At 57.7% G+C, this 18,067-nt stretch carries 15 protein-coding genes and 1 pseudogene; 6 read left to right on the forward strand and 10 right to left on the reverse strand.

Annotation, left to right across the window (positions count from 1 at the left end; genetic code table 11):
- The first annotated feature begins 113 nt into the window (after nt 1-113).
- Complete coding sequence (locus M1B35_RS01355; protein ID WP_268261004.1) at nt 114-467, forward strand: hypothetical protein; 354 nt, start codon at nt 114-116, stop codon at nt 465-467.
- 91 nt (nt 468-558) lie between these two features.
- Here M1B35_RS01355 and deoC read toward each other — a convergent pair whose 3' ends face one another.
- Entirely contained in the window at nt 559-1,254 is a 696-nt protein-coding gene (deoC, locus tag M1B35_RS01360) for a deoxyribose-phosphate aldolase (RefSeq protein WP_268261005.1), read from the reverse strand.
- Between the two features lie 123 nt (nt 1,255-1,377).
- On the opposite strand from deoC, the gene deoR reads away from it, so the two are divergent.
- Nucleotides 1,378-2,148, forward strand: a complete 771-nt coding sequence (gene deoR, locus M1B35_RS01365; protein ID WP_268261006.1) for a DNA-binding transcriptional repressor DeoR — start codon at nt 1,378-1,380, stop codon at nt 2,146-2,148.
- 12 nt (nt 2,149-2,160) lie between these two features.
- On the opposite strand, the gene M1B35_RS01370 is transcribed toward deoR, so the two are convergent.
- From M1B35_RS01370 to rbsK, 3 genes are all read right to left on the reverse strand, one after another.
- Entirely contained in the window at nt 2,161-3,231 is a 1,071-nt protein-coding gene (locus M1B35_RS01370; RefSeq protein WP_268261007.1) for an aldose 1-epimerase family protein, read from the reverse strand.
- Nucleotides 3,228-4,559: an L-fucose:H+ symporter permease gene (fucP, locus tag M1B35_RS01375; protein WP_123332242.1), complete on the reverse strand. Its 1,332-nt coding sequence runs from the start codon at nt 4,557-4,559 to the stop codon at nt 3,228-3,230. The genes M1B35_RS01370 and fucP overlap by 4 nt, the downstream gene beginning before the upstream one ends.
- A gap of 79 nt (nt 4,560-4,638) precedes the next feature.
- Nucleotides 4,639-5,565, reverse strand: a complete 927-nt coding sequence (gene rbsK / locus M1B35_RS01380; RefSeq protein ID WP_268261008.1) for a ribokinase — start codon at nt 5,563-5,565, stop codon at nt 4,639-4,641.
- A 290-nt stretch (nt 5,566-5,855) separates the two neighbouring features.
- On the opposite strand from rbsK, the gene M1B35_RS01385 reads away from it, so the two are divergent.
- The gene (locus M1B35_RS01385; RefSeq protein WP_268261009.1) at nt 5,856-6,530 is read left to right on the forward strand and encodes a type 1 glutamine amidotransferase domain-containing protein; all 675 of its coding nucleotides are present in this window, start codon (nt 5,856-5,858) and stop codon (nt 6,528-6,530) included.
- A gap of 94 nt (nt 6,531-6,624) precedes the next feature.
- Here M1B35_RS01385 and M1B35_RS01390 read toward each other — a convergent pair whose 3' ends face one another.
- Nucleotides 6,625-7,674 carry an ABC transporter substrate-binding protein gene (locus M1B35_RS01390; RefSeq protein ID WP_268261010.1) on the reverse strand — a complete coding sequence of 350 codons (1,050 nt, stop codon included), beginning with the start codon at nt 7,672-7,674 and terminating at the stop codon, nt 6,625-6,627.
- 214 nt (nt 7,675-7,888) lie between these two features.
- Between M1B35_RS01390 and M1B35_RS01395 the strand changes: the two genes are divergently transcribed.
- Nucleotides 7,889-9,841, forward strand: a complete 1,953-nt coding sequence (locus M1B35_RS01395) for an oxidoreductase (RefSeq protein WP_268261011.1) — start codon at nt 7,889-7,891, stop codon at nt 9,839-9,841.
- Nucleotides 9,842-10,300: 459 nt separating this feature from the next.
- Here M1B35_RS01395 and M1B35_RS01400 read toward each other — a convergent pair whose 3' ends face one another.
- The 4 genes from M1B35_RS01400 to M1B35_RS01415 form a co-directional block, all read right to left on the reverse strand.
- Nucleotides 10,301-10,633 carry a hypothetical protein gene (locus tag M1B35_RS01400; protein WP_268261012.1) on the reverse strand — a complete coding sequence of 111 codons (333 nt, stop codon included), beginning with the start codon at nt 10,631-10,633 and terminating at the stop codon, nt 10,301-10,303.
- Nucleotides 10,634-11,722: 1,089 nt separating this feature from the next.
- The gene (locus M1B35_RS01405) at nt 11,723-12,034 is read right to left on the reverse strand and encodes a DUF2971 domain-containing protein (protein WP_268261013.1); all 312 of its coding nucleotides are present in this window, start codon (nt 12,032-12,034) and stop codon (nt 11,723-11,725) included.
- A 195-nt stretch (nt 12,035-12,229) separates the two neighbouring features.
- Nucleotides 12,230-12,463: a hypothetical protein gene (locus tag M1B35_RS01410; protein WP_268261014.1), complete on the reverse strand. Its 234-nt coding sequence runs from the start codon at nt 12,461-12,463 to the stop codon at nt 12,230-12,232.
- 424 nt (nt 12,464-12,887) lie between these two features.
- A complete protein-coding gene (locus M1B35_RS01415) occupies nt 12,888-13,844 on the reverse strand; it encodes a hypothetical protein (RefSeq protein WP_268261015.1) in 957 nt (318 codons plus the stop codon).
- Between the two features lie 532 nt (nt 13,845-14,376).
- On the opposite strand from M1B35_RS01415, the gene M1B35_RS01420 reads away from it, so the two are divergent.
- On the forward strand, nt 14,377-16,092 hold the full coding sequence (locus M1B35_RS01420; RefSeq protein WP_268261016.1) for a hypothetical protein: 1,716 nt from the start codon (nt 14,377-14,379) through the stop codon (nt 16,090-16,092).
- A 550-nt stretch (nt 16,093-16,642) separates the two neighbouring features.
- On the opposite strand, the gene M1B35_RS01425 is transcribed toward M1B35_RS01420, so the two are convergent.
- On the reverse strand, nt 16,643-17,860 hold the full coding sequence (locus M1B35_RS01425) for a hypothetical protein (protein ID WP_268261017.1): 1,218 nt from the start codon (nt 17,858-17,860) through the stop codon (nt 16,643-16,645).
- Here M1B35_RS01425 and M1B35_RS01430 point away from each other — a divergent pair.
- Nucleotides 17,769-17,999 (forward strand): annotated as a pseudogene (locus M1B35_RS01430) (transposase domain-containing protein); the annotation flags it as partial. The gene M1B35_RS01425 and the pseudogene M1B35_RS01430 sit on opposite strands and share 92 nt — an antisense overlap.
- Between the last annotated feature and the right edge of the window lie 68 nt (nt 18,000-18,067).

The following is an 18,067-nucleotide window of genomic DNA, read 5'->3' on the forward strand; positions in this document are numbered from 1 at the left end:
GCTGCGGCGCCATCCGACTGAGGGTAGCGCCCTTCATCGCGACGCCATTGACGCTCCCCCCCAGGCAGAGCCCAATGGCCGGTCTGGCAATGCTTGGACAAGGATGATTCAACATGGCAACGATCAAGGTTCTATCCGGTGATTTTCTTCAGGGTGACGGCGAATACCGCCGAGGCACCTTCAAGTTGAAAACCGCCTTCAACGCCTCGCCCGGGGTGGAGATCAAGGCCTCGGCCTTCAAAACCCTGGAAATCGCCACCGAGGATTCCGTCACCAGCAACGACGCCCTCAGCTTCGGCATCGCCGGGGCCATGCTCCTGGGGCCGGTGGGGGCCCTGGCCGGCTACCTGATAGCCGGCACCGAGACCGAGGTGACCTTTATCGGCACCTTCAAGGATGGCCGGCAATTGCTGGCGGCCACGGACAAACGCACCTATCGGGACATTTCCCGGCACGTCGGCGGCTGAACCCGGCCCGACGCAACAGCGCCCCATGACACGGCCTGTGTCATGGGGCGCTTTTTTGAGCCTGGGTTTTGTTAACGGGACCGACGCGGCCTCAGTAACCCGAACCCGACGCCTGGGCGCCGCTGATGATGGCGATGCCCGAGCTGGAACCCAAACGCGTGGCCCCGGCTTCGATCATGGCGATGGCCGTGGGGTAGTCGCGCACACCGCCGGAGGCCTTGACCCCGACCCCGGTGCCCACGGTGCGACGCATCAGGGCCACGTCTTCCAGGGTCGCGCCACCCTGGCTGAAACCGGTGGAGGTCTTGACGAAGGCCACCCCCAATTCACGGCAGATTTCGCAGGCGCTGACCTTTTCAGCGTCGCTCAGCAGGCAGTTTTCCAGGATCACCTTCAACGGCACCGCACCGCAGGCGCGCTGGACCTGGGCGATGTCGTCGCTGACCTCGGCCAGCAAACCTTCCTTGAGCCAGCCGATGTTCAACACCATGTCGATTTCCCGGGCGCCGGCGGCAATCGCCTGCTCGGCCTCGAACGCCTTGGCCGCGCTCAACCCGGCCCCCAGGGGGAAGCCCACCACCGCGCACACCACCACGTCCTGCCCTTGCAGGCACTGGGCGGCCAGGGGCACCTGGGCCGAGTTCACGCACACCGAGTAAAAACCATGCTCGCGGGCTTCGTCGCACAGGGTCGTAATCTGCGCCCGCGAAGCCTGGGGGGCCAACAGGGTATGATCGATGTATTTGGCCAAGGCGGCGGGTTCAAGACGCGTCTTCAGGTCGGTCATCAGGTCAGCTCCAGCTTGTCTATGGGGATGCGCCTGCGCCAACATTCACTGGTCACCTGCACAAATACGTTACAATAATCACAAATAATGTTACTTAAATAACACCAACATTCAACCCCCGGAATGCCTGTGGACAGTAAAAAAGCCGAACGTCTCAAGCTCATCCTCCAAGCCCTGCAGGACCAGAACGCCATTCACCTGCGGGAAATGGCCGCCCTGCTGGACGTCTCCGAAATGACCCTGCGTCGCGACCTGAGCATCTACAGCGATCAACTGCGGCTGCTGGGCGGCTACATCACCCGGGCCTTCGACGGCAACGACGGCAGCGACTACCGGGTGGCCGAACAGGACACCCGCCACGTCGAGGAAAAACGCCGCATCGGCAAACTCGCCGCGCGCTTTATCCAGCCCGGCGACACGGTGTTTTTCGACTGCGGCACCACCACCCCGTTCGTCGTCGACTTCATCCCGGACGAACTGGAGTTCACCGCCGTGTGCAACTCCCTCAACGTACTGCTCAAGCTGCAACAAAAGCCCAACTGCTCCATCGTCCTCTGCGGCGGCACCTTCCACCGCAAAAACCAGGTGTTCGAGAACAGCGCCGAAACCGGCATCCTCGATGGCGTGCGCCTGACCTGGGCCCTGGTGTCGGCCGCCGGGGTCAGCCAGGAATTCGGCGTCACCTGCTTCAACTTCCACGAAGTGGAGGTCAAGCAGAAGGTCCTGCGCCAGGCCCAGCACCGCATGCTGCTGGCCGACCACAGCAAGTTCGACAGTGTGCGCACCGCCCACTTCGGCCGCTTGGAAGACTTCCAGTACGTGGTCAGCGACAAGAAAATCCCCAAGGCCTACCGCGAAGCCATTGCCGCCCAGGGCGCCGAACTGGTGCTCTGAGCGGCCCCGCCCTCAACGCACCAGGGTTTGTTCCAACGCCTGGCGCTCGGCCGGGCTCAAATAGCCGGTGGTCACGCTGAAGTCTGCCGTGGCCCCGGCCGCCAGTGAGCGCACATGGCCCTTGGCGGACTCCGCCAAGTAGCCCTCAGGCTCGCAGGTGGCGGGCAAGACAAAGGCCGCCACCTGCTGGTCGGGGTTGTGCAGGATCCAGCGCGCCGCGTGGTCGAACTGATCGGGCCGATAGCCGGTGTAAAACCCCGCACCATCGGGGTGGTTGAGCAGAAAATGCGCCCGCCCGCCGGCATCGGCCTGCACCCCGCCGAAGAAGCAGACGATTTCCGGGTCGTACAGCTGCGGCTGATCCAGGCACTGCAACTGCGCCGGGTCCTGGCTCAACTGCTCCATGTAGGCACTCCAGGCCGGGGTCGGCTTGACGTGGGCCGGCACGCTGCTGCGCAGGCGAATCCGCTCGGCGCCCAGGGGCTCCACCAGCCGCGCGCCTTCCACATAGGCGTAGTTCATATGGGCCATGTACATCAGGTCCATGGGCTTGCTCGCCAGGTTGCGCACCTGCAAGGCGATCTCGAACAGGGCCGAAGCGTCGCGCAGGGTCACGCTGGGGCTGGCCAGGTAGCGGTCGCCAAAACCCTGGGCGTATTCATAGCTCCCGCCCAGGCGCAGGTAGGCCCCCGAGGCGTCTTCGCCAATCTCCAGCCAGGCGCTGTCCATGGGCGCACACGGCAGTTCGCCGTGCAGCGCATGGTCGTCCGCCGGGCTCGGGCAGCCGTTGCGCAACAGCCCGCTGTGGAACATGAAGCAGCCGTAGGTGCCGATCACCGTCGGGCTGGGCCGGGGCTGGTTGAACAGGTGGCTCATGGTCAGGTCGCAGCCGTCGAACACCGCCGACCAGATCATCTGCCCCTGGTACGGCAGGACCACCAGCCGGCCCCGGCTGTTTTCCAGGCTCAGGGCGCGGACGCCGGACGGGTATGTCCAGGCCCGCACGGTGAACGCAGCGGACTCCAGGAGCAACTTTTCCTGCTCGCCAAACAGCGCGCCATACAAAGGGATACGGGTACTCATGAGGCCACCGCCGCGCCGGCCGGTGCCGGTTCGACCCGGGCCTGGCGCAGGCAGCGCAAGGCGTAGGCGACGATCACGATAAAGCACAGCAGCGGCACGCTGTAGGCCAGTTGCATGTTGCCGCCGGTGGCGTCGGAGAGCAGGCCCTGGAAGATCGGAATCACCCCGCCCCCCACGATGCTCATCACCAGCAGCGAACCGCCGACGCCGGTGTCTTCACCCAGGCCGTCGATGGTCAGGCCGTAAATGGTCGGCCAGCACGGGCCGAGGAAAATACTCACCCCCACCGCCGCGTACACCGCGCTGATGTTCGGCACCAGGATGGTGTAGGCCAGCAACACGATGCACAGCACGCCGTAGATGGCCAAGACCTTGGCCGGGTGCAGCTTGCGCATCAGCAGGTTGGCAATCAGCTTGCCGACGAAATAGGCGGCGAAGGTGGTCAGCAAGAACCACGAGGCGCTGCGCTCGTTCATCCCGCCCATCTGCATGGCCAGGCGAATGGTGAAGCTCCACACCCCAACCTGGGCGCCGACATAGAGAAACTGCGCCAGCACGCCAAAGGTGAAGCGCGGGTTGCGCCACAGGCGACCCAGGCTCTGGCCGAGGCTGGCGGTCTTCTGGCTGCGCGGGGCATTGCCCTTGCACGCCGGGAAGCGGGTGATGGCGATGAGAATAAACATCAGCACCAGCACCGCGATCATCCACTTATAGGGCAGCAAGGTGGACTGGATCATCTGCAACTGGGCGATGGCCGCGTCCGAGGCGCTCATTTGCGTGAGCTGCTCGTGGGTGGCGTCGGTTTCCTTGAACATCACAAAGCTGCCCACGTACACCCCGGCCATGGCGCCGAACGGGTGGAAGGTCTGGGAGATGTTAAGGCGCCGGGTCCCGGTTTCCCGCGGGCCCATCAGGGTCGAATAGGTGTTGCAGGCGGTCTCCAGGAACGACAGGCCCGCGGCAATCACGAACAGCGCCAGGAGGAACATGCCGTACTTGGCGCTGGACGCCGCCGGGAAGAACAGCAGGCAACCGAACATGTACAGCAACAGGCCGATCAGGATGGTGCTCTTGTAGCTGAAGCGGCGCACCACCAACGCGGCGGGAATGGCCACGAAGAAGTACCCCAGGTAGAACGCCGACTGCACGAAGGCCGTCTGGAAATCGCTGAGCAGGAAGGCCTTCTTGAAATGGGCAATCAGCACATCATTCATGCTCGCCGCTGCCGCCCACAGGGCGAAAATGCTGCACAGCAAAATGAACGCGAACCAGGGGGTGCGGTTGAGGTAGAAGCCGTCAGGCGTCTGTTGCAGCGGAGGCTTAGTCATTATTGTTCTCCGTGAATAGGTACTTTTTTTGGGGATATCGCTTTTATCGTGTCGCTTGCAGCGTGCAGCCAGTGCCCTATCAAGCCCCTTGCTGCCGCTGAAATTCTGCAAACTCCTGCACATCCGCATACGAACTCTGGGTCCCCAGCCCCGTCACCGAGCAGGCTGAATAGGCCACGGCCCGGGTCATGGCGGCGCGGATGTCGCGGTCGCGGCTCCAGTCGTTGATAAAGCAACCGATAAACGCGTCGCCGGCGCCGGTGGTGTCCCGCGCGTCGACCCGCAGGCCGGGCACCTGGAACTCGCCCTCCTCACCCACGTACAGCGCGCCTTGCTGGCCCAGGGTGACGATCACGTGGCGCAAGCCCCGGGCCACCAGGGAGCGCGCCGCCAGCAGCGCCGACTCCGGCCCGTCCACGGCCTGGCCGCTGATCAGTGCCAGTTCGGATTCGTTAGGGATCAAAAAGTCCAGTTGCGCCAGGTGAGTCGGGCTCAGGTCAGGCACCGCCGGCGCCGGGTTGAGCAGCACCGGAATGCCGTGGCGACGGCCGAACTCGATGGCGTAATAGACCGTCTCCAGGTTGATTTCCAACTGCAGGACAATCAGCCCGCACTGGCGCAGGTCGGCCTCGGCGGCATCAATGTCCGCCGGCAGCAGGTGGGCGTTGGCGCCCTTGACGATGAGGATGCTGTTGTGGGAATCGCGCTTAACGAAGATCGGCGCCACGCCGCTGGACACCCCAGGCACCTTCTGCACATAGCGGGTGTCGATGCCAAAGCGCTGGAAGTTGGCCAGGGTGGTGTCGGCAAAGGCGTCGTCGCCCACCTTGCTCAGCATCAGCACCTGGCCGCCGAGCTTGGCGGCCGCCACGGCCTGGTTGGCGCCCTTGCCGCCACAGCCCATGGCAAAACTCGGGGCTTCCAGGGTTTCGCCCTGGGCGGGCATGCGTTCGATGTAGGTGATCAGGTCCACCATGTTGCTGCCGATGACTGCGATCCTGCCCATTTCTTTCCACCTTGTACGGCTTGGCCGGGCGGCTGCCGGCGTTGTTGTTTTGTTATTTAAATAACATTTCATGTGAATATTCAATCTTTTTTATTCGGCGCCTTGAGGCAGTAAGACCGACGGTTGATGGGCCTTGGCTGCCTCCCCGTCGCTGCGGCCCAACAGCCAAGGAACGCCGACGCGGGCCCAGGGTCCTTTATCCATGGGCGCGGCGTTGCACCGCCCTGCCCCCGGACAGCCGCCAGGCGCTCCGCCTTTTTCCCTGCGCCGCACATTGCACTGGAGTTCCCATGAAGATTCTGATGGTCCTGACGTCCCACGATGAGCTGGGCAACACCGGGCAAAAGACCGGTTTCTGGCTGGAAGAGTTCGCCGCGCCTTATTACGTGTTCAAGGACGCCGGCGCACAAATCACCCTGGCCTCGCCCAAGGGCGGCCAACCGCCGATCGACCCGAAAAGCAGCGCCGCAGACGCCCAAACCGCGGCCACCGACCGCTTCTACAAAGACTCGGCGGCGCAGCAGGCCCTGGCGGCCACCCTGCCCCTGGGCACGCTCAAGGCCGACGATTTCGATGGGCTGTTCTACCCAGGGGGCCATGGCCCGCTGTGGGACCTGGCCGAAGACGCCCACTCCATCGCCCTGATCGAGCGCTTCAGTGCCTTGAACAAACCCGTGGGCGCGGTGTGCCACGCCCCGGGCGTGCTGCGCCACACCCTAGGGCCGGACGGCAAACCGCTGGTCAACGGCAAGGCCGTGACGGGTTTCAGCAACAGTGAGGAAGCGGCGGTGCAACTCACCGACGTGGTGCCGTTCCTGGTGGAGGACATGCTCAAGGCCAATGGCGGGCGCTACTCCAGCGGCGAAGACTGGGCCAGCCATGTCGAAGTGGACGGGTTGCTGGTCACCGGCCAGAACCCCGGCTCGTCGGAGGCCACTGCCGAGGCGTTGCTCAAACTGCTGTAGACACACAAACGCCGCCGACCGGTACTGACCGATCGGCGGCGTTTCTTGGTACGTGTGGCGAGCCCCGAGATCCAGGGGCTGACGTCACATCGGGCTACTGCGTGGCCCAGGCGTTGAAGCGTTCTTCCAGTTCCTCGCCGTGGTCCACCCAGAACTCGACGTCCATGGCCAGGGCGCCCTTGAGGTTCTGCGGAGCGGTGGGCACCCATTGGGCCAGCGTGGGGTCCAGCTGGGCGGCAGCCAGGGTGTTGGTGGGGCCATAGGGAATCTGCTGCACGTAGCGGACCTGGTTCTCGGGCTGGTTGGTGAAGGTGATCAGGCGCTTGGCCTGGTCCACGTGCTTGGAGCCCTTGATGATCGCCCAGTAATCCATGCCGTACAGGCTGCCGGGCCAGACCACCGCCAGGGGCGCGCCCGCCTGGGCGGCAGCGGCAATGCGCCCGCTGTAGGTGGAGGTCATCACCACATCCCCCGCACTCAGCCACTGCGCCGGCTGCGCACCGGCCTCCCACCATTGAACGTAAGGCTTGAGCGCCGTGAGCTTGGCAAAGGCTCGGTCCACCCCCGCAGGCGTGGCCAGCACTCGGTAAACGTCTTCGGGCTTGACCCCGTCCGCCAACAGGGCGAACTCCAGGTTGTACACCGCACGCTTGCGCAGGCCGCGCTTGCCGGGAATCTTGGCGACGTCCCAGAAGTCCGCCCAGGAGGTGGGGGCCTGGGCCAGCTTGTTGCGGTCGTAGGCAATCGCCACGCTCCACACCAGGGCCGCCGAACCGCACTCCTGGGCGGCATCGGCAATCAGTTGCTCGGCATGGCCCAGGGCCTTCCAGTCCAGGCGCTCGTACATGCCGCTTTCACAGCCGCGCGCCAGGTCCGGGCCTTCGATCTGCACCAGGTCCCAATCGACGTTGCCGGTGTCCACCATGACTTTGATCCGCGCCATCTCGCCGTTGTATTCGCTCTGGATCAGTTGGCTGCCGTCGGCTTGGCTGAAGGGCCGGAAGAACGCCACGTCCTGGGCTTTCTGCCCGGCGCCGCCGTAACCCACCACCACCATGTCCGGTGCCGCCCAGGCATTGCCCAAGGCCATGGCCAGGCCCAGCGCCAGGGGATAGACAGCATGCTTGCAGGAAATCGCTTTCATCTGTGGTTCCTCGTAGCGGTGCCACGACGCCCAGGCGTGCGCAGCCCTTTTTTATTGTTTTGAGGTTCGCCCCGGGAGCGGGCGCAGATCGAAACTACTGCAAGAGCCAGTAAAAAAACAAGTTGATTTTTTACTACAGGTAAATTTTCATAGCCTCATAATAACAACGCCGAAGCGTCGCCCCGTCGTCGTCGGCCCGCCTGGAGTCACCGCAATGACCAGCGCCTTTCCCCACCTGTTCGAACCCTTGCAGATCCGTGGCAAACGCCTGAAGAACCGCATCATGTCCAGCGGCCACGACACCTCGATGCCCACCGACAACCTGGTCAACGAACAACTGATCGCCTACCACCGCGCCCGGGCCAAAGGCGGCGTCGGCCTGATCGTGCTGCAGGTGGCCGGGGTCCACGACAGTGCGCGCTACACCAGCCACGTGCTGATGGCCACCGACGACCGCTGCATCGAGGGCTATCGGCAACTGGCCGAGGCCTGCCATGCCGAGGGCACGGTGGTGCTGTCGCAGATCTTCCACCCCGGGCGGGAAATCATGGAGTCCGCCGACGGCCTGCTGGCGGTGGCCTACGCCCCTTCGGCAGTGCCCAACGAACGCTTCCGGGTGATGCCCCGGGCCCTGGACCAGGACATGATCGACGAGATCATCCGGGGCTACGCCGACGCCGCCCGGCGCCTGCATCAGGCCGGCCTGGACGGCGTGGAACTGGTGGCCAGCCACGGCTACCTGCCGGCGCAATTCATCAACCCCCGGGTCAACCGCCGCACCGACGGCTACAACGGCGAACTGCAACAGCGCCTGCGCTTTATCCGGGAAATCCTCGACGCCATGCGCGCCAGCACCGATGCCGAGTTCATCATCGGCCTGCGCATCAGCGCCGATGAACGCGACCCCGAAGGCCTCACCGAAGACGAATCCCTGGCCGCCGTGCAACTGCTGCAAGGGCAACTGGACTACGTGCACATCGTCGCTGGCACCTCCGCCTCCCTCGGCGGCGCCGTGCACATCGTCCCCCCCATGGCGGTGGAAGCGGCTTATCTGGCCCGGGAAGCCGGCACCTTCAAGGCCGGGCTGTCGATCCCGCTGTTCGTCACCGGGCGCATCAACCAGCCCCAAGAAGCCGAAGCCATCATCGCCAAGGGCCAGGCCGACGTCTGTGGCATGACCCGCGCGCTGATCTGCGACCCCGAGATGCCCAACAAAAGCCACCGCGGCCACGCCGAAGACGTGCGCGCCTGCATCGCCTGCAACCAGGCGTGCATCGGCCACTTTCACAAGGGCCTGCCGATCTCCTGCATCCAGCACCCGGAAACCGGCCGCGAACTGATCTACGGCCAGCTCAAGGTCAGCGCCCAACGCAAACGCATCCTCGTCGTGGGCGGCGGCCCGGCCGGCATGAAAGCCGCCGCCGTCGCCGCACAACGGGGCCACCAGGTCACCCTGTACGAAGCCACCTCCCAACTCGGCGGCCAAGTGCTGCTGGCCCAACTGCTGCCACGGCGCAGCGAGTTCGGCGGCGCCAGCACCAACCTGCAACGGGAAATGCAACTGGCCGGCGTCGAGGTGGTGCGCAACACCCGAGTCGACCGCGCCCTGGTCGAGCGCGAACACCCCGACCTGGTGATCATCGCCACCGGCGCCCAACCCTACTGGCCGAACTTCGAACGCGGCGGCGAGCTGCAAGTGGTAGACGCCTGGCAAGTGCTGCGGGACGAAGTGCAACTGGGCCGCAGCGTGGTGGTGGTCGACTGGCGCTGCGACTGGATCGGCCCCGGCATCGCCGAGCGTCTGGTACGCGCCGGGCACCAAGTGCAACTGGCGGTCAACGGCACCCACTGCGGCGAAAGCCTGCCGCTCTACGTGCGCGACCAACTGGCCGGCGAACTGCACAAACTGGCCATCCCGATCATCCCCTACGCCCGCCTCTACGGCTGCGACGACAACACCGTCTACCTGCAACACACCGCCAGCGGCGAACCCATGCTGCTGGAAAACATCGACAGCCTGGTGCTGTGCCAGGGGCATCAATCGGTGGATGACTTGGGTGAACAGCTAAAGGGGCTGGTGGAGTTTCGCCGTATAGGAGACTGCCTGGCGCCGCGCACGGTGGAAGAGGCGGTTTATGAGGGGTTGAAGGTGGCGTGGGGGCTGTGAAGTTTGGGGCGCCCGTTGGATTGGTACGGATTACTGTGCTCGTCCGACGGCCCCAAGAAACGCCCGACCTCCAGGGCTGCTCTTGCCCGATCGTTCGACTTAGCGAGGGTGTCGACGCCCTGCAGATATTGCTGCAATTCATCGAGCGACTATCTGAACTCGATGAGTGTCACGGCCATGTCTAATCCCCTAGACAGAGCACTTGGATAAACACTTCAAATAGACGTGGAAAATGCCTGCTCTTCTCCCTTCAATTCACCTGAGCCCTAGCACATGCACATGCACATGCACTACTAACGTCCACTTTCGCACCTTATCTGCCGGTCAGCATTAGCTGAAGTTGGCCGAATGCAGCTATTCACAGATGGCGCCTATCTGCCAGAAGCGGGCCCAATCAAACTTGTCGTGGAGGAGCATGGAATCCCTAGTAAGCGGCCGATCTTATAGCGTGATTGAGGATTAGGACAGCATCAACAAAATGTGCGTAGCACCGATTCGTTCCAGAGAATCCTCCCCGACCAGCTGCGGGTGGTACTGCATATCGGCCGTCATATCATCCGGATGCAGGAAGCACATACTGCCAATAACGCTCGGTATTTGGTTCACCACGCCATACGTGGTGCCGAATGTCATATCAATAACCTCGTGGCTTGGCACCATGAGCCACGCATGCAGATACAGCGCCGGTAAAGGTACTCCTTTTTTCAACATCATCTTGAGCTCCCAGGCATTGCTATGAAAAACATTGCAGCCGTTGTATTCGACGTACCCTAAGGTGAAAGCAAGCGGCATCTCCAGAGCCTCTTCCGATTAGGCTTTCAGCATTAAAGTTACAGCGAAACACTGCTGCGAAACTTCTTCAGCGTGGTAATGGCATAGGTGTGCTGCCACCACTTGCTGGAAAACCTGGAGGTTGTGCTCACTGGCAAACCGCTCTTGGGTGCTAGTGAATCCCGAGGGCGCCAGTCCCCAGACTTTGCTGCGCTTCAAGGCTTGGTCAAATCGTTCTTCGTAATTGCGGGCTTGTTGGCCGAAAAACTGCCTGGTCCATGAAAGCAATGGAGATCCCTTGTACAGATGGAAAGCTGGAAAGCTGGAAAGCTGGAAAGCTGGAAAGCTGGAAAGCTGGAAAGCTGGAAAGCTGGAAAGCTGGAAAGCTTCTGGTCAGAGGGATAGGAAATCAAGGAATACGCGCGTTGTGCGCTTTTACCAAGCCACCAACTCTGCATGAGTTAGTTCTTAGTGGCTATCTAGCTGTCCGCCACCAAGAGCAGAGGCCGTCTACCATCGGCAGCTATCGACCAATACTGTTGAAAAAGTCAGCTTAGAATCCCACGGCGGAAAATTACACGTCTGAGATTTAAATCTGCGTTCCGGACAGAAAGTTCAGGACTCGGGCTTCACGTAGCTACGTGCAAAAGAGGTGTTTTCACCCATCAGTACTCGAGCCTTTTCTGCAAACCGACTTTTTCAACAGAATCGCCCCAAAGCTGCCGTTCCCGAGCAATAACAGCCGGCCAGAAGCAGGCGACGATGACTGGTAAATAACGAAGAAACGCTCAACACTCTGATTATTGCAATTAGTTATAAATATAGATATTTACCCAGCCCTATCGTAAGAGGATAGCGATGTCCTCTCACGGGGTTCGTTCACCCAGCCATTCAGGCATCATTTATGGCGCTGACTGCATAATCATTAAGTTAAGAGCTGGCCACATAAACTTTAGCAAATTAAGTAAATCTTTAGCCATCGTACTTCATGCGATGTATTACACCTCCAATCATTCTAAGCTGATATAGCTTGCAATGAGAATACTGAGAGGATACCAGTTCAAAAATTTCAGCTTTGATTTCTTGGCTAATTTTCAAACCAAACGTAATTTATTCAAATTCTGCGGGATGAAATTTAAAATCCGTATACAAAGCACCTTTAATAGGATTTACTTTATAAATCACACGCCACTCTTTTTCGCACTCCCAATCCTTTGCTTTTGTATAGTAAATGGCCAGCCTTGTTTCTTTATTTTGTTTTGGGCTAGCGCCATACAGATAAAAATCGACAGCACTGCCAATGACTGGAGCTTCATCGGCATACCTTACTTTCTCGGCTTCGGCGAATGGAGTTGACAGTTCGTCAATATGTTGAAAACCTAGCATGCAGCCTTTATAACTATCACCATAATGCGCCCACATTAAGGCGTTACATTCACTTTCAGTCAGACAGAAGCAGCGAAGGCTGCCATCGTTATTCAGCTCTGTACTTTTTCTAAAAACATTTTCTAAGTTTTCTGTGCCTTGCGGAACAACTGATTCGATTTTCTTTAAGGCTATATCTGGATATACGCCTTGCTTTTTTAGCTCTTGCAGCAGTCCAACAATGCTCTGTGTTCACAGAGAGTAAAAAGATAGATTGACATCCGCTTCTGAATACTCAACATCAACGAGCTCCTTAACGCAAATCGATTTTGAATCTTCAAAGCTTGGAGACAATATTGGCATCCGCTGAAGTTCACCAACATCATTAAACTGGCAAGGACTTTGCCACCTCAAACGCCCTGTTTCCAACACTATCTTTGCAGTACTAGCGGCTGTGTATTTATAAATAATTTCTGGAAACTTCATTTCCTCTCCTGACGACCAACCATAAGCAGATATATATGATTTAACGTTTGCTTAGCTTGTATCTTCCCCTCTCATACGCAATCTTGCTTCACTTAAATATCGCGCCAGAAACACAACATGCTGAAACGAGGAAAAACGACATGACATACCAACACAATACTGACGGAGCAGCAGCGTGTCCATGTTCTGCTTTTGGCCGGGAGCGCCCTATCAAGAAGGGCTGCTGGATAAACTCGCTTGGATTCATGTTTGTCCCGCCATATATCGCCATGGTCGCAGGGGGGCAGTTCCAAGCGTCGCCGCCCCGCGCACCGCTGAGTACACGGCTCAACTTGCTAGCGAGTCTCGAGAGGTGGGAAATACTGGAGGGGTCAAGAGGGAGGAGCACACAGAAAACAGCCCAGCCTGTACTGGGCTGCTCCTATCATTCTTCCGCTTTCCTTTCGTAATGGGCTTTTAATTCAGCTTCGGCACCCACGCTGAGCGACTCAACTGCTGCTTGGATTTCAGCTTCAGCTACATCGGGGTCGCCAGCTGCATCGCCGATCTCAGACATCACAACTGTCAACTGAACCCCCACATCATCGATGGGTAAAGCAATGATGTCCGATGGAGCACCAACTGGCTTCACAACCTCCTCCTCCTTTTCACCTTCCGCAGTCTTAACTCTCACGCTGGTTCTTTTCTTAACTTCTTTACGCAATGGGACTTTCTTTACAGTCACTGTGGCGGTACCAAGCTCTTGAAGCTTGACATCACCCAACTGATTAGGTATCGCGGCAATACCTGTAACTGCAACAGCAATGTTTATCTTCCCTTCCGCTAACTTAGCGTCACCGCAATTATCAGTGCACTTCGTCAGTGAAATACTGTTTCTGGCGGATGCGTACACTGGAACCAGTCGCATAGCCTTCCCATAGCGTTCCACCTTCATTACCACAAGGGCATTCGGCTCACTTTCCTTGCGGGCCACCTGGCCTTCCATCAATACTTCCGGCCCGCGATATGCAATCAAGCAACTTGCATTTTTCAAAGTTTGACTATTAACAAACGCTCTAAATTTTGTGGATCTAGATGAGCCTTCCTTGACTCCTTTGACGTATTTACTTGCAACTGCCCCACCCGCCTTAATTGCCAAATTAACTACAATCGGCACCCAAACAGCCTCAACAAATGCTTGATCGCCAGCAGTGCAGTACTTCTTTAAGTCACTGCCGCCAATTCCCCATAAAGGATTCTCGATTTCCGGAGTCGCTACTACTTGAAGAATCCCGACATCAGCTTCGTCTGCTTGCGGCTCTATCTTTTTTGTCATAGCGACCGTAAGAGTTTCGCACCCCCCCAACGACAACATCATTATTAAAGCCAAGATCCTGCGCATATCTACTCTCCTTGCATTGTGTTGGAACACTGAGTGTAGATAGCATAGCGGCCATGCGCCACCTCGCCCGAAGGCCCTTCGTCCTGGATGTGCGGCGACTTTTGTTCATCGCTGCAGTCTGGTCGGCAACCGGGAAATTCGGGTCGCCATTGAACTCGAAGGGGGCCCTGTCACTGTCAGTGCGGGTGATTATGCGATCTTCAATAGCAACCAAAAGTATGACTACATAAACGACTTCGATGATGTAACGCGGTTTATGAAGAACGTCGTTTCCTAATGCATACCATAGTCCTGACGCAGCTCTAGTCTGCTGCTGATGCCAGCTAGGAATATCCACTTCTGGCCGATTTCCGCCTATCACTTAGGGCTGCATTCCACTGCTTAGCAGCGGCGATTAAGGGAAATACAGCTATTGAAAACCCGTGTAACTCTAAATTCTGAGGCAATGTGGAGTTTGCGAGGAGCTGAGGAATACCTGCATGATCAGTGCCTACATAATCACTGAACCGCCAGCAGTAAGAAAGGAAATCACATGCTTCAGATTGCCACCGGAAAGCTGTTTAGCCGCCCAGTAGGTTGGGAGAACCTGCTGCGCGGAACCCTGTACACCAATGCCACCCTTGGCAGAAAAGACGTAGTAGAAACGGGGGCGGGTAAATTGCTGCCCTCGACTAGCTATTCGCATCCGCGTGTACTCATCTACGAACTGCTGGAGCGAATGGAGGGCGAAGAGAGCGCACCAGGCGTACTCATATCCTCAGGTGTCGAACCGTATTTAAATGATTTTGCCGTTGTGGCCTCATTTGCGTTGAATTGCGTATGCACACCGGACATTGATCTCGCACGACGCCTGACGAGTGGCGAAAAAGGGTTATCTACACGTGCGGCTCCGAAAGAATTTGTCCGTCGCTTCTTCGATGCTGACCTCTGGTGTAAGCCTGAAGAAGTGGCATTCCTGCAAGAGTTCACCACTCAACTAATTGGATTGCCGCGCAATACATTTCTTTGCGTCATGCGAGCGATCCGGACCTACATTAACGGTATGCACCGTATTGCCGATGATTTGGAGCTGGCGTACACCCTTTTAGTTGCATCAGTTGAATCGCTAGCCCAAGACTTCGATGGACATGAAAGTGACTGGGAGTCCTATGACGAGCGTAAGCGGCTTGCAGTTGATGAGGCATTGTCCGGTGCAGAGGAAGAGCTCGCGAAGCGGGTCAGGGAAGCGCTGCTGAAGGTAGAGCATACGGCTCTAGCGCGCCGGTTTCGCGAGTTCGCTATGTCGCACACGCCGTCCAGTTATTTTCGTGAAGCTTCACTCGAAATAAATCTGTCTCTCGCGCGCTCAGATCTCACTGAGGTCTTGGCAATGGCCTATCAATCACGATCCAAGTATGTACACCAACTCAAGCGGCTTCCGGACGTTGTAGTCCTTGGCCATGGCTATAGTGAGACCGCATTGCACGAACGGGTAACGTTTTTGACCCTTCAAGGACTATCTCGTTTGATGCGCAATGTGATCATTGAGTTTGTCAAAAGCCAACCTTCGTTGGAACGCGAGAAACATGACTATGTCTTGGAGCGGACCGGAGTAATCCAGTTGGAGATGGCGCCACAGTACTGGATTGCGAACGCTGATGGAGATGTAATCAGCGCCGGTCGACGCAAACTTGAAGGGTTTCTAGAGCAATTTGTGCCGTGCGCATTGAGAGAAGAAGGCGCATTTCTAACTGATTTGAGTCCAGTTCTGATCCCTGTAGCAGAACTCCTGCCAAGCGCCAAGAAGAATCTCCGCTTGCCGTACCTTGCTCTATATGCACTTTTTAATGGAGTTGTGCCAGAGGGAAGTCGGGCGCCAGTATCTGAAACGATTGACAGGCTTATTCAACAAGAGCTCTCACAGCCTTCGGCGGAAGCGCTTATCGTAAACACTATCCTCGCCAAGGTAGCCAATTGGCCATTAGAGATTCATCTGCAGGTACTGGAAGGCTATTTCAAGCGACGTGGAAAGCCTAGCGGGCTGCGTTTTCCAAGGTTGTTTGAGGCGGCAGTTTCACTAGATCTGGCGGAGCGCTTCCGCCTAGTAGGAGACATGGATCAATGTCGAAAGATGGTCGCTCTCGCAGTGGAAAGCCATCCAGGGAATCAACCACTGGTACAGTTAGAAGCAGCAGTTGCTCCCGACACGCCAATCCATGGCGCGGATGTTTTATTACCTAGCTCGACTTCTGGCGATGGTGCGGACTAAACCCTAGAAGAGAACTACCAAACGCACAGTTCACAAACTGAATCACTCCGGCTTTGCACGCGATGTTTAAGCCGGATCGCTGCATCGGTACTGCTGGCGCTCATCAAATCTAATGCCCCTCTAACACGCTTAGCGGGCCGGTAGCAGTCAATTTGGCGCAATCATGAAGTGAGTGTTCGCTGACATAGGGACTTCTTTCAAAAAAAGGCAAGCATAGCCGCGATATAGAGAATGAGTTTTAGGGCAAAATTAGGGTATATCTGAGGCCGCAAAGAACAATGGAAGAAAACACCGTATTTTCCGGCATCAAGCGGTTTGCAGAGGCATAAGAAGGGATTCGAATCCCTATCCATTCCTCACCTATTACCTGAAGTCCGAGCGACCGCATAGCCAAAAGGAGTCATTCGTGAGTTGCCATCAGCAGTCAGTATTTCGATGTGCAGTCGGACGCGACTCCCTGAATCGGTGATAATCGCCAAATAAAAAAGGAGTGCCTCTGTAAAGGGCACTCCTTCCTGTTTACTCGAAATGCTAAATCGCTTGGTTTTGTTCAAGCGCTGTGGCTTACCGGTGCGAACTCTACTTTCACAAAATATGTTTTTTCTCCGGTTTCGAGATTCGATATACCGGCCTGCGCACCAACCTCTACTAGCTTTGCCTTGACTGACAGTTCCAAATTTTTGTCTGTGGAGAATGACGTGTTTTCTTTAATCTCTAGGGACGCAGTCAGACAGCCGCCCACTTCGCGTGCAAACACGACCGCCTTCCACGAAGGCTCATACGACAGCCAAAAGAAGTTCTCACGATCGACTTTGCTATCTGCTTTCCAAGGCTTGCCGGTTAACGAGAATTCACGTGTATCGAGTGAATCAGTATCGCATTCAGTTTTACCTGCGTAACTGACTGCGCCTCCACCCATAGGGCCAACTTGCACCGATGCTTCTGCGCTGATGGAGCCGCGGGTTTTATCGGATACTTTCTTGGTGATGCTGATTTTGGTCGCTCCGAGTTGAACCAGTAGCTTGACCAGTTCCGATTCGCGCTCCTCCAGCAGGATTGCGTCGTAGCTATCACTGGGAATGTAGAGGTTCCTGTTATCCGGGTTCGAGTAGTCGGACAGTGGGTGTTTGCGGTAAGCCTTGCCAACGACTGGGTGCCCTGGCTGGAAACGATAGTCAGCCTCTTTGGCTTGGGTGCGGGAAAGCGAATGGCGTTGTACGTAAGCAGTGAGCAAACGTGTTTCTTCGGCTATGGCTAGAGCTGGGGCTGATTCATCGGTTGTGGCGCCGCGATCTTTGGCGATTAGTGATGCACCCGCGCCTGCAACACCGGCAGCGGTGGCCGCTGCGCCAATAATCATAGAAATAGGCAGAATAGGAATCAGGAATGATGATGCTGCAGCCGCTGCGGCCGTAGCTACCGCTACGCCGGAATATGCAGCTTTTCCAGTCAGCGGTGTTGTATTTTGGCCAGGAAGTGTGAAGTTTGGGGTGTAGCCGCTGTCATTTGGTTGGGAGATGTCTGAGGCGAAATGATCTTCTACGATGTAAATGAGATCTAGCATTGGGTAACGCTCCTTGTTGGCCAAACACATGGTTGCCAAGCCGGCATTTAGTGATCGTTCCTTACCAGGGAAGTGTGTATTGATGCTTTTGTGTCGGCCTTGCTCGACGATTCTTGAAAACCAAATCCGCCCGTGGGCTCTTGGACGCTCGAACTGGCTGTTCGCGGGCTCATTACGCAGCGGTAAGCGCGGGGCGGCGATCATGAGTTTGATCCAGTCGGCGCGGCTCAACGGGCATGATCCGTATGCTTATTTGAAGGATGTTCTTACACGGCTGCCGACGCAGCGGGCGAGTGAGATTACGGATCTCCTGCCTCATAAATGGGGGCGCTTGATTTCGTAAGCGCGGTTTCTGATGAATTCAATTGTCATCAGCATCACTAAGCCTGCTTGTCTGAGCGCGTGATATCT

The sequence above is a fragment of the Pseudomonas morbosilactucae genome, assembly GCF_023241665.1.
GTDB lineage: Bacteria > Pseudomonadota > Gammaproteobacteria > Pseudomonadales > Pseudomonadaceae > Aquipseudomonas > Aquipseudomonas morbosilactucae.

Excerpts from the sequence above, each read along its gene's own strand:
- M1B35_RS01415 (WP_268261015.1), bottom strand. The coding sequence starts at position 13,844 with ATGCGCAGGATCTTGGCTTTAATAATGATGTTGTCGTTGGGGGGGTGC.
- deoR (WP_268261006.1), top strand. The coding sequence starts at position 1,378 with ATGCCTGTGGACAGTAAAAAAGCCGAACGTCTCAAGCTCATCCTCCAA.
- M1B35_RS01390 (WP_268261010.1), bottom strand. The coding sequence starts at position 7,674 with ATGAAAGCGATTTCCTGCAAGCATGCTGTCTATCCCCTGGCGCTGGGC.
- deoC (WP_268261005.1), bottom strand. The coding sequence starts at position 1,254 with ATGACCGACCTGAAGACGCGTCTTGAACCCGCCGCCTTGGCCAAATAC.
- M1B35_RS01355 (WP_268261004.1), top strand. The coding sequence starts at position 114 with ATGGCAACGATCAAGGTTCTATCCGGTGATTTTCTTCAGGGTGACGGC.
- M1B35_RS01410 (WP_268261014.1), bottom strand. The coding sequence starts at position 12,463 with ATGAAGTTTCCAGAAATTATTTATAAATACACAGCCGCTAGTACTGCA.
- rbsK (WP_268261008.1), bottom strand. The coding sequence starts at position 5,565 with ATGGGCAGGATCGCAGTCATCGGCAGCAACATGGTGGACCTGATCACC.
- M1B35_RS01385 (WP_268261009.1), top strand. The coding sequence starts at position 5,856 with ATGAAGATTCTGATGGTCCTGACGTCCCACGATGAGCTGGGCAACACC.
- M1B35_RS01420 (WP_268261016.1), top strand. The coding sequence starts at position 14,377 with ATGCTTCAGATTGCCACCGGAAAGCTGTTTAGCCGCCCAGTAGGTTGG.
- M1B35_RS01400 (WP_268261012.1), bottom strand. The coding sequence starts at position 10,633 with ATGCCGCTTGCTTTCACCTTAGGGTACGTCGAATACAACGGCTGCAAT.
- fucP (WP_123332242.1), bottom strand. The coding sequence starts at position 4,559 with ATGACTAAGCCTCCGCTGCAACAGACGCCTGACGGCTTCTACCTCAAC.
- M1B35_RS01405 (WP_268261013.1), bottom strand. The coding sequence starts at position 12,034 with ATGTGGGCGCATTATGGTGATAGTTATAAAGGCTGCATGCTAGGTTTT.
- M1B35_RS01395 (WP_268261011.1), top strand. The coding sequence starts at position 7,889 with ATGACCAGCGCCTTTCCCCACCTGTTCGAACCCTTGCAGATCCGTGGC.
- M1B35_RS01425 (WP_268261017.1), bottom strand. The coding sequence starts at position 17,860 with ATGATCGCCGCCCCGCGCTTACCGCTGCGTAATGAGCCCGCGAACAGC.
- M1B35_RS01370 (WP_268261007.1), bottom strand. The coding sequence starts at position 3,231 with ATGAGTACCCGTATCCCTTTGTATGGCGCGCTGTTTGGCGAGCAGGAA.